Genomic DNA, 15,699 nt, shown 5'->3' with positions numbered 1-15,699 from the left:
GCCAGACGCACGCCAACACGACGGTGCGGGAGGGTGTTCGGTTCAACCGGGACGACGCGGACCGGGCCGGCCGGTCAGCGAGAGATCGGCGCGGTGACCACCGAAGAGCCGTCGGGCAGGCCCACGCCGACGAAGGAGAGCTGATCGACCGGCGGTGACAACTCACCGGTCACCTCCTGCGGACCGGTCGAGGCGGTCCAGTCCCGTACCGGATGGGTGACGCCGTCGCGGGTCACCGCGAAGAGCCGGTAGCGCAGACCCGACCGCAGCCCGGTCGCGGTGATCCTGATCGTGGAACCCCGGCCCTCGTGAGTGGTGATCGAGACGGAGAGGTTCACGCCCTGACCGGGCGCCTCCCCGGTCGCGGTCAGCACCAGGTCGTCGCGGCCCCCGCCGCCCCCGACCGTGGCCACGACCCCCCCGGTGAGCACCGCGACCGCCAGCGTCACCGCCCCGGCCCAGAGCAGTAACCGGCGACGCGCGGACAGGGCCGGAGACCGGCCACCGCCGGGTCGGGTGCCATCGCCGGGCACCGTCGCCGGCCCCGTCGTGCCGCCACCCGGCCCCCGGACGGCTCTTACCGGTCGCCGACCCGTCGGCGCCGGCCCGCCGGCCGACTCGACCGGCCCGTCCAGGTCCGACCCGGACGCCGAAACAGCGGGCGGGAAGGATTCGGGCACGACGGGTGAGGCCACCTGCGCAAGGGCGGACGCCGCGGATTCCGCAGGGGTCCTCGGCGGCAGGACGGCGGCCGGTGGAAGCGCGAACTCGTCCCAGTCGGCCGCGCTCAGGCCACCGAGCCCACTGGTCACGCCGCCCAGGTCGGCCGCGGCGTGGAGGCACTCGTCGCAGCCCGCGAGGTGCGCCTCGAAGGCGACGCGGTCGACCTCGTCCAGCGCGCCGAGCAGATAGAGCGCCAGGGCTTCGTGCTCGGACGTCGGGTTCTCACCCCCGGTGCGCATCACGCCCCCTCCCGGTCCGACACAGGGTGCGCCAGCGTAACGATCCGGGTCACCGCACCGGTGCCCGGGATCGGACGGGGAGCCGCTGGGAGGTTCATCAAACCGACTCGACCGGGCCGATCACCGCGTGCAACGCCCGCACCGCGTAGTACGTCCGGGACTTTACCGTACCCTCGGGTATCCCGAGGCGCTCCGCGGCCTCCGCGACCGAGGCTCCCTTGTAGTACATCTCGACGAGGACCTCCCGGTGCTCCGGCTTGATCTGCCGCAGCGCCAGTCGGACGGTGTGGGCGTTGACCACCCGTTCCATCTCGTCCTCGGTCGAGGTGAGCCGGTTGAGGTCCGGCACGGCGACCTCGGGTGGCCGGGCCTGCCGGGCTCGGCCGGCGTCGACGGCCACGTGCCGAGCGACGGTGTAGAGCCAGGGCGCGATCCGGCGCGGCTCCTCGGCCAGCGTCGCCAGGTTGCGCCAGGCCCGCAGGAAGGTCTCCTGGACCAGATCCTCGGCCAGTTCCTGCCGGCCCAGGACGAGGCGGGTGACGAAACGCAGCAGCGGTTCCCGGTACTGCTCGTGCATCCACCGCATGAGGCTCTCGGGGGAACCCTGCGCTACGGCCCCACCCGGCACTCCGGGATCCACCGCCTCGTTGGGCACCGCCGACACAGAATGCCTCCCCGTGACGTGTGGGACACGCCCGCACGGTCGGCCCGACGCCCTGACGTCGAGCCCCTCTGGAGGAAGAGGATAACCGTACCGATCGGACGCCGCTCCCGGCCGGCCTCCGGCGACCAGGACGCCCACGCTCATCGGGGCGACCCCGGTCCGGGGCCGACAGGTCGACCCGCGGCCGTCCCGCTGACGGAGACACCTGTCGGTCCCGGGCCGGGCAGGTGCTGGCAAGTCGACATCGAGTGCTCCGATCGACGGTCCGGACAGCCAGCGGGTCGGTCCGACCGGCGGCGTCCACGTTGACGGCCCGACATGCTGATCGGTTCAATGGCTGCCGGACGGGATTCGGATCCGATTCCGGTCGGGTGAACCGAGGACGTCGCGCATCCGTCACGCCTACGACGTCATCACCGGAAGGGAAGCCCTCGTGACACCCAATCTTCCTGGCACCCGATCCCGGCTCGCCCGGATCCCGCGTCGTGTCGTCGCCGCCATCGCCGCCGGCCTCGCCGTGCTGTGCATGGTGGTCGCGTCCGTGAGCTGGGGAATCGCCACGGCCCGCGACGACAGGCTGACCGGCCGTACGGTCTCCGCCGAGCACCTGACCGCCGTCCGGGCCGCGGCCCGCTCCTGCCCCACGCTGACCCCGGCCCGCCTCGCCGGGCAGTTGATGACCGAGTCCGGGCTGGACGGGCGGGCCAAGAAGACCGCCTCCGGCGGTCGCGGCTTCGCCGGGCTGGACGACGACACGTGGAGTTCCTGGGCGCCGTGGCCGGGGGCGGAGCGCACCGACATCGCCGCGAACATCCTCGCGTTGGCCCACCGGATGTGCGACCTCAGCGGCCAGGTACGGGCGGCCGAGATCCCCGGTGACCCGTGGCGTTTGTCCTTGGCCGCGTTCCACACCGGAGTGGACCAGGTACGCGAGGAGAAGGGCGTGCCCCCGGATGCGGTCGGGTACGTCGACGACGTGAGCCGCTACGCGGCGTACTACGGCGAGCTGAGCGCGTTCGGCGGCTCCGGCACCACCCGACCGGACACCGCGCCGGCACAGCCCAAGGCGGTGCCGGCGGACTACGTACCGCTTGTGGTGCGGGCCGGCTCGGTGTGCCCGGAGGTCCCGCCGGCCGCGGTGGCGGCCCAGGTCATGGCGTCGTCCGGCTTCGACCCGAACCTGCTCGGCGACGACGGCCGGCGGGGGATCGCCCAGTTCCTGCCCGAGGTCTGGCGGGCACACGGGCCGGCGGGCGCCTCGCCGTGGGATCCGCAGGCGGCCCTACCGGCGGCGGGCGCCGCGGTCTGCGCGTTGCGGCGGGACCTCGCCGGCCTCGACGGCGACCCGGGGCTGCTGGCACTGGCCGCCTACCGGCACGGCCCCACCGCGCTACGCCAGAGCGGCGGTGAGCTCGACGCCGCGACGCAGGCGTTCCTGCGGAAGGTGCGGGAGTTCACCGACTTCTACGCCCTCGACGACCGGCTCCGCGTCGCGCCGGCCACCGCAAGCCCGTCCGCCACGCCCCCGTCGCCGCGGCCGACCGCGACGGTGACGCCTCGCCCAGCGCGGCCAAGCGGGTCGCCGTCGATCCGCCCGCCGGCCACGACGCAGAAGCCCGCGCCGCCGGCCCCGCCGGCCCGCCCGGCCGGCGCCAAGCAACTCTTCCTGACCGCGCTCGGACTGTGCGCCAGCGGTGGCAGCGGGGACGGGGTCCAGGTCGTCCTCCGGCAGTGCAGGGAGGAGCGGCTGCAGTGGTGGACGTTCCCGGCCGACGGGAGTGTCCGGGCGAACGGTCTCTGCCTGGATGTGGCCTGGGGTGAGAAGCGGGACGGCGCGGTTGTCCAGACCGCCCTGTGCAGCGGCAACCCGGCCCAGAAGTGGGAGTGGGTGGAGAACGACAAGGCCGTCCGGGTCCTGTTCAACCGGGCGACCAGCCGCTGTCTGGACCTCGGCGGGTACGGCGCGACCCCCCCATTGAACATGTGGACGTGCGTGTTCAACGGGGAGCAGGCCTGGTCGCTGCGGTAGCCACGCGGCGGCGCCCCGGTCACCCACTCGCGGTGACCGGGGCGCCGGGGCGTTCAGGTCAGCCCGCGTACCGGCGGCGACGCCGCCGGACGGCCAGGAAGCCGCCCGCGCCGAACACCAGCGCGAAGCCCAGGAGGACGGCGAGCAGCGCGCCCCCGCGCCGGTTGGCCTGCGCGGCGGTCTGTTCCTGACCGTCCAGGGTCGGCGCGACCGAGGCCGTCGGGTTGATCATGCCGGCGCCGTACCGTGTGTCCCCCTCGGCCACCTGCCCGCCCACCGGGTCGGCGGTGTCGCGGATCCGCTCCTCGACCTGCGCGGCGGTGAGGTCGGGCTGCGCGGCCCGGATCAGCGCGGCCTCACCGGCCACGAACGCGACCGCGAGTTCGGTGCCGGTTTTGCCGACCACCTTGCTCCCGCCGACACCGAGCGTCGCCACCTCGATGCCGGGCGCGACCACCTCGACCGACCCGTCGAGATATTTCTCGGCGAGTTGACCGCCGGCGCCGACGCCACCGGCGAGCAGCAGGGCCCCGGCGGCGGATTCCCCCCGGGGTGACGGGATCTTGGTGGGTTTGACCGGCGCACCGGCCACCACAAGCACGTCGTGCTTCAACGCGGTGGACAGCGACGCCGCCACGGCCGGGTCAGCCAGGTCGACCCGGGAGCCCAGCGCCACCACTGAGGCGCCCGTGCTGACCGCCACCTCGATGGCCGTCGCGGCGTCGGCCGGGCGGGCGTCCCCCGAGGACCGGACCATCCGCACCGGCACGATGGTCGCGTCCGGCGCGAGACCCACCGGGCTGCCGTCGACGCTGTCGTCAGCGGCGATGATGCCCGCCATCGCCGTACCGGAGCCGAGGCAGTCCGTGTCCCCCCGCCCGTTGCCGGCGGTGACGTCCGCGCCCACCGCGACCCGGCCGCTGAGCTGCTGGGCGCCGGCGTCGACGCCGGTGTCGACGACGGCGACCTTGACCCCGTTGCCGCGGGTCAGGGCCCACGCGCTGTCGGGGGCCATCCGCAACTGCGCCCACTCCGAGCGACTGCTCGATGCCGTGGTGGCGGTGCACCGGACGGTCGGGCTGGCACCACCGTTCGGGCGGGGGGCAGTGGACGTCGGACTCGGTGCCGGTCTGCCCCCCGGCCGGGCGCTCGGCGAGCGTGTCGGGACAGGTCGGCTTGACGGTCGGCCAGTGGTTGGCAACTGTCCGTATTCGACGCCCGGACCGACCGCATCCCACGGCAGGACCAGGTACCACCCGGCCCGCAGCGCGCCCGGATCGGTCAGCCGAGCCCCGTCCGGCTGGACCCGACCGGTGTTGAGCTGGTAGATCTCGGCGGCCCGCTCGCCACTGCCCAGCAGGCGCAGGGCTATCTCGGTAAGACTCTCCGGCTGGCTCTGGTGTCGCGCCGTGACCACGTAGTACTTCACGTACGGCTCGGTGTCCGGGGCGTTGGCGGCCGAGGGCAGTGGAGCGGCCAGGACCGCGCAGCCGGCCATGACGACTACGAGTAGTCGAACAAGGATGGAGTGCTTCGCCAGCACCAGGGTCCCCTTCCGTAACCGCGGCCCGCAGCGTTCGGCCGTCAACCTCTATTGCGGATCAGCGCCGACTTCGTTCAAATCAATCTGAACCAGATTTCCATGCCGCTCGTCATGGAGACCGCCGAGAGTACCGGCCTGGGGCGTCGGCCACTCCGGTCGAGGTGAGGCGTCGATGCGACGAAGGCGGGGACGGTGGGGACAGAGCTGACACGCACCGCCACCGTGGACGGCCCGGGGATCGACCGGGTGCCGACCACCCGCCGCTTCGACCCGCGCCGGCACCGGCGGGTCCCCGGCCTGCTGGATCTGTGGTTGGTCTGCGGTCCCCGGGGCAGGCCGGCGCTTCCCGCCGAACCGGATCGCCCGCTGGACGCGGCCGCCGTGGCGGACCTGGTGCGGCGCACCGGGGACGCCGCGGACGACGTGCGTATCCTGACCGACGACGGCGCCCGCCATGCCGAGCTGTTCACCGAGGTGGCCGGGCTGCTGGGGCACGACGTGCTGGTCAGCCCGGACGGCGCGGACATCAGGCAGGTGCTGGCCGGCCCCGCTCCCAACACCGACAACGGTCCGCTGCACGCGCTGCCACTGGACCGGGTCACCCGCCAACCGATGGACTGGCTGGTGCTGCAACCCCCCGACCTCGCCACTCCGCTGCCCGGTTGGTTCGCCGTGCAGGACGGCCTGGTCCGACCCCGGACCGGGGTGGTCAACCTGCCCCTGGGCACCGGTGTGGCACTGGCCACCCGGGCGGACTTCGTGTCCCGCCGGGCCACCGCCCACCGGCTCGGCGCCACCGCGGCGGACCTGGTGACGGTCTCCGTCACGGCCCGCTCCGGCGGCTTCCTGATCGGCGACTACAGCGGCACGCAGCAGGTGCGCGACGCCGGCCACCTCGCCGCGCTCCTGGGTGAGCTGCCGCTCTACGGCGCTGACCTGCGACTGTGGCTCACCTGGCCGTCCGAGTCGGACGAGCAGGCGAAGCTCGTGTCGCAGGCCACCGAACTGGCCGAGACGACCGGCGCGACGGTCTGGACGCCGCCGCCGGGAGGGCGGGCGGAACTCGTCGGCGGCGATCGCCACCTGCGCGCGCTCGACGCGGCGGGTGGCGTGGCGGCCTGGCAGGCCCACCGCCCGCGCTACGCCGACAACCAGCCGACCGTCCATGCCACCCCCGACGGCCGGCTGATGCTCCGGTCGGCGCGGGAGCGGATCGTGGTGGCTGTCGACGCCGAAGCCGACGCGCCGGCCGCCATGACGTCGGCCGGCGGTGAGGTCGCTGTCCCGGCCTCCTCCGTCCGCCCCACGCTGGCCGCCGAGCGCCGCCGCGCCGGCCGGTACGGGCCGCCCTGGCTGCGCCCCGGCCAGCAGGTAACCGCCACCGCCTTCGAGGCGTTCGTGCCGGTCGACGGCGGCCTTGCCCGGGCCGCGACCGAAGGCGTACCCAGTCCCGAGCTCTTTCTCGTCGCCTACCTGGACCCGCGCGCCGCGCCGCGCCGGGCCGATCTCCTGCGGGTGTGCATCGAACCCGGCGGCGCGATCCCGGTGCAGGCGTTGCGTTCCCACATCCCGGCACGGCTGCAGTACCTACTCGGGGCACCGGACACCTACCTGCTGCCGGCCGGCCGGCTGGACCGGACGCGGGTGCGCGACGGGTACCGGCAGATCGACGACGGCCGGTTCCGGCCGGTTGAAGGGCTAGCCGACGGGCCACTGCGGATCCGCTCCGCGCCGGCAGGCGCGTCGGTGGGCGGGCTGCCGCATGACGTGAGCCGGTGGCCGGCGCACGGCACCCGACGGGCGTACGCGCTGCTGCCGACCCGGTCCCGCGGCCTGGCACCGGGTTGGTTGCCGCTGTTCCGCAGGCGGCCGGCTGCGCGGCCCGGCCGGCTGCTCGTGGAGGTGCGGGTGCCACGGGGCCGCACGGTCGACATCGGCACCACCGCCGACGCTCTCGCCAGCCTGCCGTTGGTCCGCGGGCGGGCGGAACGACTACGGCGGGCCGGGGTCGAGTTGCTCCTCAGCAGCCGGTCCTACGACCGGGTGCAGGTGGACCGGGTCCACCTGGCACGCGAGGGGGTGTGGGAGGCGATGACCGGGGTGGCCGCGGGATCGCTGCCCGTGGTGCTGCGCGGCGTTCAGTCCGCGCCGACCGGATCTGCGTCCACGTCGAGCTGAAGCGACCAGCGTCCCGCTGGGACCGGTCCGAGCACCACGGGCACGCACCGCCCTCCGGTGGCGGCGGCGAGCCCACGCGCTCCGGCCGGCGGCGGACCGGCGGTGAACACCACGCACGGCTCCGGCAGCTTGCCTCCGGGCCCCGGCGGATCGGGCAGGCCGGGCAGCCGTCGGAAGCCGACCGGCGGCTGCGCTCCCAGCGCGTCCCCCACGACCGCCACACCGACACCGGCGGCCGACAGAGACCCGGCGAGCATCGCGGCGGCTCGGCCACAGATGTCCACCGGCCCGACGAGCGTGAGCACATCGGGCACCCGGGCGAGATCGACGTGCAGGCGCCACGGACCACTGCGTCCGAGCACCAACGGCAGCACCGCGGGTGGCGCCGCGTCCTCCGGGCCCAGCCAGGCGTACGGCGGCACGCCCCGGCCGGCGGCCACCCCGACCAGCCTGACCCGGGCCGGGCCGACGTCGGTGTCCAGATCGGCGGTGAGGTACGGCGCCTCGTTCCCGCCCGGCAACGGTGGGCGCGGCGTGTCCGGGGCCGACCCTTCCGGTGGTGCGACCGGCCGGGGGGGGGCGGGGGGGGGGGGGGGGCGGGGGGGCGGGGGGGGCGCGCCCCCAGCCGGCGTCGACCCCCCCCCCCCCGGGGGCCCCGGCGCCCCGGGCCGGGGGGGCCGCGGTCACCGCAGGTGGGGTCGGTGCGGCGGGCTCCAGTGGCGTCGTTGTGTCGTCCGACAGCGCCGGTGCGCCCGGTGCGCGGTCGGCGGGAGCAGGCGTGTGGTGCCGTTCGGGCGGCCACGGCCCGTCGTCGCCGACCACGGACAGGCGTCGACCCGAACGCAGCGGGCGCAGCAGCACGATTGCCGCCACCACGAGCAGCACCGACAGGACGCCCGCACCGAGCCGGATCACCAGCGGGTTGGCGCCGTCCAGGGTCGTCGACCTCTGTGGCGGGGGCGCGGCCGCCTGCGCGGTGGCCGGAGGCCGTGCCGGTGTGGATGGCGGGACCCGGGTGGGCGCGCCCGTGGTACGGGCCGGAGCGGCCGCGGTAGGCGGGGGCGTGGACCGCTCGGCGGCCGGCGTCCGGGCCACCGGCGGGGTGGTCCGGCCGCCGGTGCGGGGCAACGGGCCGACGCGTACGCCCTGGCCCCTCGCGTCCCGGGGCAGGACGAGCACCCAGCCCGGGTTCAGCGTCAGCCCATCGGTGAACATCTCACCGTCCGGCTGGGCCCGGCCGATGTTCAGGCCGACGATCTCTCGGTAGCGGTTGCCGTTGCCGAGCGTACGCACCGCGATGGCGTACAGGTACTCCCGTTGTCCGTCGACCGGCGGGCCGACCACGTAGTACCGGCCGGTCTCCGCTGGCGCGGCGTGCGCCGAAGCGGCCGGCGCCAGCCAGATCCCGACCAGCACCAGCACCGCCTGAACGGCTCGCCGCATCCGCACCCGTCGCCCTCCCTGTCTTTCGCCACCGTCATCCTGCCGTCCGGCTCACTACGGACTGGCCGGCCCACGGTTCAACCGCGATCACACCCGAGCCACGGTTTCCGATTCCGGTCACGGGCAGGGCATACCGACAACGAGGGTGGAATATTGACGTCTTTCGCTGCAGCGGTGACAGTAACCGCAACAGCTCCCGTCCGATTCGCCTGTGGGGACCGCAGCCAGGCGGTCGACGCGCCCACGCCGATCCTTTACCAGTGGCCAGCGCTGACCACCGTCCCTAGCGGCACGGTCACGGTCGTGAACCAGAGCTACGACGGGCGGGCGGCCGCCGGCCAGGCCACCAACTTCGGGTCCAGGGCACCGGGAACGGCAGCTACCCTCCCGCCGGGGTCAGTGCGCGACCACCGCCGCCGGCACCGGCTCCAGGCCGGCGAGGCGGGCCGGCCGGACGACGACGAGCAGCACCGCCAGCGCCGCCACCATGCCACCGGCCACCACCAGAGCCATCGCCAACGCCCCGGTGCCCAGCATCCCCACCAGCGGCGCAGCCACCGCGCCGACGCCGAACTGCACGGCGCCCAGCAGGGCCGACGCGGTCCCGGCCGCCTCACCGTGGCGGGACAGCGCCAGCGCGGGGGCGTTCGGCATGGCCAGGCCGGCCGCGGCGAGCACCGCCCACAACGAGCCCAGGAGCGCGGGCAGCCCACCGAAACCGGTCGCGGCGAACACCACCAGGGCCAGCCCGGCAAGCGTCCCCGCGACCAGGGCGACCACGAGGATCCGCTGGGAGGAATAGCGGCGCAACAACCGCACGTTGTACTGCGTCGCCGCGATCAGCCCCACCGCGCCCGCGCCGAACGCCAGGCCGAACTGCTGCTCGTCGAGGCCGTACCCGTCCTGGAGGACGAACGACGACCCGGCCACGTACGCGAACAGCGCCGCCATGGCCAGGCCGGCGACCACGACCAGGCCGACGAAGATGCGGTCCCGCAGCAGCGTGCGGTACAGCGACAGGGTCGCCAGCACACCGCCGCGCCGCCGACGTGCGGCCGGCAACGTCTCCGGCAGGCCGAACGCGGCGACCGCGATCAGCAGCACCCCGAAGACGGCCAGGGTGACGAACACGCCACGCCAGTCCGTCCAGCGCAGGACGCCGCCGCCGAGGGTCGGAGCGAGCACCGGCGCCGCGCCCATCACCAGCAGCAACCGGGACAGCATGGTGGCGAAGGCCGAACCGCTGAACAGGTCACGGACCACCGCCATCGCCACCACCGCGGTGGCGGCCACGCCCAGGCCCTGCACCACCCGCAGTACGCCGAGGACGGCGATGTTCGGCGCGACCACGCACAGCACCGACGCCACCACGTGCAGCAGGAGACCGGCGATCAGCGGGCGGCGCCGCCCGACGGCGTCGGACAACGGCCCGATCAGCAACTGCCCGGCCGCCAGGCCGGCGAGCGTGCCGGTCAGCGTCAACTGGACCGCCGCCGAGGTGGTCGCGAAGTCCGCGACGATCGCCGGCAGCGCGGGCAGGTACATGTCGATGGTCAGCGGACCCACGGCGATCAGCGAACCGAGGACCACCACCAGCCGCAGCCGCTGCCCGCGACTCATCAGGTCGCCGGGCGTCGGCGCGGCGGTCGTCCGCGCGTCGACGGCGGCATCGGTCATCGGGCGATCCCCGCCCCGGTCAGGCTGCGGCCGGGCGGAAGAGGGTGCGACAGTCACACCTTGCTTCAAATGCGCGGCGGCCGGCATGATTCCCGCCCCGGCGAGAGGTAACGCGGCTCACAGTCGCCCCGGGGCGACCAGACCCGCCTCGTAGGCGAAGACCACCAGCTGCGCGCGGTCGCGCGCCCGCAGCTTGGCCATGGCCCGGTTGAGGTGGGTCTTCGCGGTCAACGGGCTGATCACCATGTGGTCGGCGATCTCGTCGTTGGACAGGCCCCGGGCGGCCAGCGCCACCGCCTCACGTTCCCGGTTGGTCAGCTCGGACAGGCCGGGCAGGGCGTGCGCCGGGCGGGGCTCCGCGACGTACCTGTCGATCAACATGCGGGTGATCGACGGCGCGAGCAGGGCGTCACCGCGCACCGCGACCCGGACCGCGTGCAGCAGGTCGCCCGGCTCGATGTCCTTGACCAGGAACCCGGCGGCACCGGCACGCAAGGCGTGGAAGACGTACTCGTCGAGGCCGTAGTTCGTGAGGATGACCACGCGTACCCCGGCCAGTCGCGGATCCGCGACGATCTGCCGGGTCGTCTCGATGCCGTCCATGACCGGCATCTGGATGTCGACCAGGGCGAGGTCGGGTAGGTGGCTGCGGGCCAGGGCCAGGCCCGCCCGGCCGTCACCGGCCTCGGCCACCACCTCGATGTCGTCCTCGGCGTCGAGAAGCGCCCGGAACCCGCTGCGCAGCAGCGGCTGGTCGTCGAGCAGCAGAGCCCGGATCATGAGACGCGCACCACCGGCAGTTCCGCCTGGACGCTGAACCCGCCACCGGTACGCGGCTCCGCCCGCAACCGGCCGCCCAGCGCGACGACCCGTTCCTGCATGCCGAGCAGCCCGACGCCGGGCACCGGAGCGGCGCCCGGCTCGGCCGTGCCGTCGTCGTCGACCCGGACGGTCACACCGTCCGGCCGGCAGTGGATACGCACCGACGCGGCGGCGGCGGACGCGTGGCGGGCGGTGTTGGTGAGCGACTCCTGAACGATCCGGTAGGCGGTGCGGCCCACCGCCTCCGGCACGTCCTGCCGATCCCCCTCGATCGTCAACGTGGCGGCCAGACCGATCTTCTCGGCCCCGGCGAGCAGTTCCGGAAGGTGGTCGAGCCCGTACGGCGGGGGCGTCGTCGGGTCGCGCAGCGTCTCCAGGGTCGCCCGCAGCTCCCGGGTCGCCGCCCGGCCGGCCTCCTGGATCGCCAGCAACGACTCCGGCACGTGCTCACCCCGCTTACGCGCGAGGTGGACCGCGACCTCCGCCTGCACCTTGACGATCGAGATCTGGTGGGTGAGCGAGTCGTGGAGTTCCCGGGCGATGTGCAGCCTTTCCTCGGTCGCCCGCAGCCGCGCGGCCTCCTCCCGGGTGCGCTCGGCCTCGTCCGCCCGCCGCTCGGCCTGGCGCAGCGCCTCGCCCGCCGCGGCGGCGGCGATCAGCCAGGCCAGTTCCAGGACACCGCGGGACTGCGCGAGTGCTTCCCGCAGAGCCCCGTCCGCCGGGGAAGCCATGATCGCCAGTGGCAGGACGGCCAGCAGGACGACGCTCACCACCAGGGTGACGAGCCGGTGCCCGGCCCGGACCGCGGCATACACCGCGAACAGGTACGCCACGGCGGGCACCGGGAAGCCGACCGCGTTGTAGCCCACCACGCACAGCCCGGTCACCACCAGAACCAAGACCGGCGCACGGCGGCCGGCAGCCAACGCCAGACCGCCGGCCGCCACCAGCACGTAGCCGAGCGGCGCACCGCCACCGGCGGGACTGCCACCGGTCCACGCGCCGGCCAGCAGCACCAGCGCCACACCCACCGCGACGACCCCGCTTCTCCACCGCGCCCAGACATCGCGCAGTCCACTTCGCATAATCGCACCCTAATCGAGCGGAGCGGCTTTTCGTCCCGTCCGGTACGGCATTTACGCGCGCCTGCGGAGAACCGTTCTCCGCCGACGACGATGCGCCACGACAGCAGCCGACGACGGCCTGCGGGCCGCCCGACCGCAGGTCGTGAGCAGCTACATCATGCCCGATGGAATCGGTCGCGACGAATACTGCGAATGGAGTACCGCACCTGCGGCAGTACGCCGGCGGGCTGCCTTCATCCGTACGCGGGCACGTTTCCTGACCACGAGCACGGGCGAAGCAGTCGTTGAGCCATTCCACGTAACGACGGGCTGCGCCACGTGCGGCCTGGACCGGCCCGCCCGACACCGTGGACTGCAACCCGAACGGCCGAAAGATGTAGGCCCCCTTTCCGGGTGGACGAAACGCGCGGCGCGATCGACGAAGCCGAGTACCTGCGCCGTGTGCGAGAAGCAGCGCTGCGAGACTCCCGCCACGAGCAGCGCCCTCCGTTCCCGACGGACCTGACACCGGGGCGAGATCCGACACGTGGGAGTCGCACTTCTACCCGCCGCACGACGGCGCGATGATGCGCAACGTCCACGACATCCGTGGCCCCCGTATCCTGCTGCCGATCCGGCTGGGCCGACCCACCTGATCGACCTCATCGCCTCCGGCCACGCCGTTCCCGGGCGTGCCTGCGACACGCGTCGATGATGTCCGGGCGGAGCAGGTGCCCGAAGCCGGCGCGGTCGAGGCGCTGGACCAGCCCGTCCCGGTCGGTGCGCAGCGCCACGGCGGTGGCGTCGAGGTCCCAGTCGGTGGCGGCCAGTCGGGACAGCAGGTGGCCGCGGCGGGTCTGCGCGGCCGACAGCCGGTACGTCCTGAGGTAGGCCGTCCGGCCGGTCTCGTCGGTGATGGCCTCGCCGATGTGGTTTTCGGCGTCCGGGTCGAAGTCGGGAAGGAACCGGGACAGGGTGAAACGACCCATCCGTCGCACCGGGGTGACGGTGCGGCGTCGCGCGGAGAGAAGGCCGTCGGCCATGACCGCGTGGAAGGCCGTCCAGTCGGCGTCCACCCGGGCCAGCTGGGCGCGCAGGTGCGCCACCGTGGCGATGCGGCTGTCGTCGAGGCGGGAGACGAAGTCGGGTACGGCCGGGTACAGGTGGGCGTAGTGGAACAGCTGCTCGCCGTAGAAGTCGCGTAGAAGCGTGGGGTGCAGGGCGCGGTAGTCGTCCGGGTGCGGGACGACGAACGTGGCGGCGAGGGCGTCGGCGAGGTAGAGCACCATGCCGCACTGGTCGGGATGGATCTCGAAGACGCGCAGCGCGTCATCGAGGCCGGTGATCGCGGTGCCGGTGTAGCTGGCCTCCACGCGCGGGGACAGGCCACGGGTGACGGCGTCGCGGGTCCATTCCTGCCAGGCGATCGGCGGGCCGCCGAACTGGAGCGCGAGGTAGCCCTCCAGGGCCAGGTGCAACGGCAGGAAACGCAGCCGGTGCCGGTCCTCGCGGCGCGCCAGCCGGCGGCGGAACGCCAACCGGATGCCGGCGGGCGGGTCGGTGTCGGCGGGGTCGCGCAGCTGGGTGCCGTACGCGGCGGCCGGTGTGGCGTCGTCGGTCCAGGTGGCGACGAACGCGTGCGGGACGTACGACACGTACGCCGTCCGTGGGCCGGTGCGGACGACCGACAGTTCGTCGGGGTCGTAGAGCCGGGCGTGCAGCCGCAGGTCGGTGATCGGGGCCGGCCGCAGCAGCGGGACGAGACGGACCGCGCCCCACGTCTGGGCGGGGCCGGCGGTCAACCCGCTCAGGTCGACGCCGGCCGGGACGGCCGTCACGACGCCGCCTCCCGAACGTCGAGGAACCGTTCGACCCGGTCGGCGAGGTGCTGGCGCAACTCGGCGAAGCCGGCGTCGCCGGTGGCGAAGCGGGCCAGTTCGACGAGCGCGGCCGCGTCCTCGGCGTCCCGGACACCCACGGTGGCCACACCCGGGGCGAGGCGGCGGACGTCGAAGGTCTCGGCGTCGTACACCGGGTTGAGGTGCACGACGCTCGTGCCCTGATCGGGATCGAGGCGGGTACGCCAGACCCGCAACACCTCGGCGGCCAGCCCGGGCGGGTTGTTGTCCCCGCCGTCGGAGACGATGACGAGCCGGTCGGGTCGGCGTTCCAGGGCGTCCACGACACGCGCGCCGAGCCCGGTGGCGCCGACGGGGTGCACCAGCAGCGGGTCGCCGCGGTGGTGCAGCCACAGCCCGGTGTAGTCGACGGCGAGTGTCTCCAGGAGATAGTGCGTGGCCAGGGCGACGGCGAGCGGCCGGCGGCGCTTCACGGCGGAGCCGGCGGCCGAGTAGCTGTCGTCGAGCACGGCCACCACCCGGCCCCAGGTGCGCGCCTGCCCGCGCGCGGCCCGGCGCGCAGCCGCCCGCAGCGCGCCGGTCAGCTCGTCGCGGCGCCGGGCGCGTTCCGGGCGCGGCAGGGACAGCACGTAGATCGCGAGGCGGGTCAGGGGCGCGGTGGCCAGGTCCATGGCCACCGCGTCGACCCGGTGCCGGTGGGCGCTTCCCTGCAACCGCAGCCGTTCGCCGGCGGTGAGCCTGGGCGCGATGCCGGACAGGAACCGGGCCCGGTCGATGCCGTGTCGGGCGGCCAGTCCCTCGGCGACGGTGTACGGCAGGTCGTAGAGGGCCCGCTGCTCGTAGTGGGCGCGGCGCCACGCCTCCAGGATCGGTGTGGCGTAGCGCTTCGGGCGGCGCCAGTCGAACAGGGCCGTACCGACCTCGTCGGGCAGGCGCAGGTGGGCGTGGCGGGCGGCGACCGACAGGGAACGGCGGTACTTGACCGCGTCGAGGGCCAGGTCCGGTCGGGTCGCCACCCAGTCGCGCACGATGGCGCGGGTCCGCCGGTTGTTGATCCCCAGCCGGCGCAGGTCGCGGAACACGCCGTACACCCGCTGCGGTGGCAGCGACCGCAACCGCGCCGCGATCAGGCGTCCCTCCACGACGCGCTGGGTGCCGCTCGCCTCCCCCGCCGTGCGCAGCAGGTTCGTCACGACCATCGCGGTGTTGAGGTGGTTGACGTCGAGGGCCAGGGTCGCGGCGTACAGGTCGCGGTAGTTGCCCAGCACGTACTCGTGCAGGAACGCCAACGACAGGCGCTGCGTGCCGGCTGCGGAGCGGAACTCGCGTTGCGCCGTCGCGGCGACCGCGGCGTTGACGAACATGACCACGTCCTCGCACGCGACCCGATCCGCCCGTGACATGACCGCGAGTCAGCCTTCCGCGCAGGGCCGATGGGGCCGGCCGGGGATCGGGGGC

The 15,699-nt window shown here is 74.2% G+C and carries 11 protein-coding genes; 2 read left to right on the top strand and 9 right to left on the bottom strand.

Annotated elements, in window-relative coordinates; genetic code table 11:
- Nucleotides 1-74 precede the first annotated feature (74 nt).
- Together ACLQ2X_RS00570 and ACLQ2X_RS00565 are read right to left on the bottom strand one after the other, a co-directional pair.
- Nucleotides 75-962, bottom strand: coding sequence for a zf-HC2 domain-containing protein (locus ACLQ2X_RS00570; RefSeq protein ID WP_425678889.1), 888 nt, complete (start codon nucleotides 960-962; stop codon nucleotides 75-77).
- Between the two features lie 97 nt (nucleotides 963-1,059).
- Nucleotides 1,060-1,548 (bottom strand): sigma-70 family RNA polymerase sigma factor, encoded by a 489-nt coding sequence (locus ACLQ2X_RS00565; protein WP_425679521.1) that lies wholly within the window; start codon nucleotides 1,546-1,548, stop codon nucleotides 1,060-1,062.
- A gap of 511 nt (nucleotides 1,549-2,059) precedes the next feature.
- Here ACLQ2X_RS00565 and ACLQ2X_RS00560 point away from each other — a divergent pair.
- Nucleotides 2,060-3,655, top strand: a complete 1,596-nt coding sequence (locus tag ACLQ2X_RS00560) for a ricin-type beta-trefoil lectin domain protein (protein WP_425678888.1) — start codon at nucleotides 2,060-2,062, stop codon at nucleotides 3,653-3,655.
- 58 nt (nucleotides 3,656-3,713) lie between these two features.
- Here ACLQ2X_RS00560 and ACLQ2X_RS00555 read toward each other — a convergent pair whose 3' ends face one another.
- Nucleotides 3,714-5,198, bottom strand: a complete 1,485-nt coding sequence (locus ACLQ2X_RS00555) for a S8 family serine peptidase (protein WP_425678887.1) — start codon at nucleotides 5,196-5,198, stop codon at nucleotides 3,714-3,716.
- 192 nt (nucleotides 5,199-5,390) lie between these two features.
- Between ACLQ2X_RS00555 and ACLQ2X_RS00550 the strand changes: the two genes are divergently transcribed.
- A complete protein-coding gene (locus tag ACLQ2X_RS00550) occupies nucleotides 5,391-7,376 on the top strand; it encodes a hypothetical protein (RefSeq protein WP_425678886.1) in 1,986 nt (661 codons plus the stop codon).
- Here the strand turns inward: ACLQ2X_RS00550 and ACLQ2X_RS00545 are convergent.
- The 6 genes from ACLQ2X_RS00545 to ACLQ2X_RS00520 all read right to left on the bottom strand — a co-directional run bounded on the left by ACLQ2X_RS00545 (nucleotide 7,337) and on the right by ACLQ2X_RS00520 (nucleotide 15,644).
- The gene (locus tag ACLQ2X_RS00545; protein ID WP_425678885.1) at nucleotides 7,337-7,897 is read right to left on the bottom strand and encodes a hypothetical protein; all 561 of its coding nucleotides are present in this window, start codon (nucleotides 7,895-7,897) and stop codon (nucleotides 7,337-7,339) included. The genes ACLQ2X_RS00550 and ACLQ2X_RS00545 overlap by 40 nt on opposite strands.
- A 1,318-nt stretch (nucleotides 7,898-9,215) precedes the next feature.
- Entirely contained in the window at nucleotides 9,216-10,439 is a 1,224-nt protein-coding gene (locus ACLQ2X_RS00540) for a multidrug effflux MFS transporter (protein ID WP_425679520.1), read from the bottom strand.
- A gap of 174 nt (nucleotides 10,440-10,613) precedes the next feature.
- Nucleotides 10,614-11,276, bottom strand: a complete 663-nt coding sequence (locus ACLQ2X_RS00535) for a response regulator (protein WP_425678884.1) — start codon at nucleotides 11,274-11,276, stop codon at nucleotides 10,614-10,616.
- Nucleotides 11,273-12,403, bottom strand: a complete 1,131-nt coding sequence (locus ACLQ2X_RS00530; RefSeq protein ID WP_425678883.1) for a sensor histidine kinase — start codon at nucleotides 12,401-12,403, stop codon at nucleotides 11,273-11,275. The genes ACLQ2X_RS00535 and ACLQ2X_RS00530 overlap by 4 nt, the downstream gene beginning before the upstream one ends.
- A 641-nt stretch (nucleotides 12,404-13,044) precedes the next feature.
- Entirely contained in the window at nucleotides 13,045-14,220 is a 1,176-nt protein-coding gene (locus ACLQ2X_RS00525; protein ID WP_425678882.1) for an ARPP-2 domain-containing protein, read from the bottom strand.
- Nucleotides 14,217-15,644 carry a hypothetical protein gene (locus ACLQ2X_RS00520; protein WP_425678881.1) on the bottom strand — a complete coding sequence of 476 codons (1,428 nt, stop codon included), beginning with the start codon at nucleotides 15,642-15,644 and terminating at the stop codon, nucleotides 14,217-14,219. The genes ACLQ2X_RS00525 and ACLQ2X_RS00520 overlap by 4 nt, the downstream gene beginning before the upstream one ends.
- Between the last annotated feature and the right edge of the window lie 55 nt (nucleotides 15,645-15,699).

The organism is Micromonospora sp. DT31 (genome assembly GCF_049841795.1).
In the GTDB taxonomy this organism is placed as follows: domain Bacteria; phylum Actinomycetota; class Actinomycetes; order Mycobacteriales; family Micromonosporaceae; genus Micromonospora.
The sequence above is the reverse complement of the archived record's forward strand: the minus strand, read 5'-3'. Positions and strand labels throughout refer to the sequence as shown.

What these genes read in the sequence shown, in the direction of transcription:
- ACLQ2X_RS00570 (WP_425678889.1), bottom strand. Translation starts at nt 962, where the DNA reads ATGCGCACCGGGGGTGAGAACCCGACGTCCGAGCACGAAGCCCTGGCG.
- ACLQ2X_RS00565 (WP_425679521.1), bottom strand. Translation starts at nt 1,548, where the DNA reads ATGCGGTGGATGCACGAGCAGTACCGGGAACCGCTGCTGCGTTTCGTC.
- ACLQ2X_RS00540 (WP_425679520.1), bottom strand. Translation starts at nt 10,439, where the DNA reads ATGAGTCGCGGGCAGCGGCTGCGGCTGGTGGTGGTCCTCGGTTCGCTG.
- ACLQ2X_RS00535 (WP_425678884.1), bottom strand. Translation starts at nt 11,276, where the DNA reads ATGATCCGGGCTCTGCTGCTCGACGACCAGCCGCTGCTGCGCAGCGGG.
- ACLQ2X_RS00530 (WP_425678883.1), bottom strand. Translation starts at nt 12,403, where the DNA reads ATGCGAAGTGGACTGCGCGATGTCTGGGCGCGGTGGAGAAGCGGGGTC.
- ACLQ2X_RS00520 (WP_425678881.1), bottom strand. Translation starts at nt 15,644, where the DNA reads ATGTCACGGGCGGATCGGGTCGCGTGCGAGGACGTGGTCATGTTCGTC.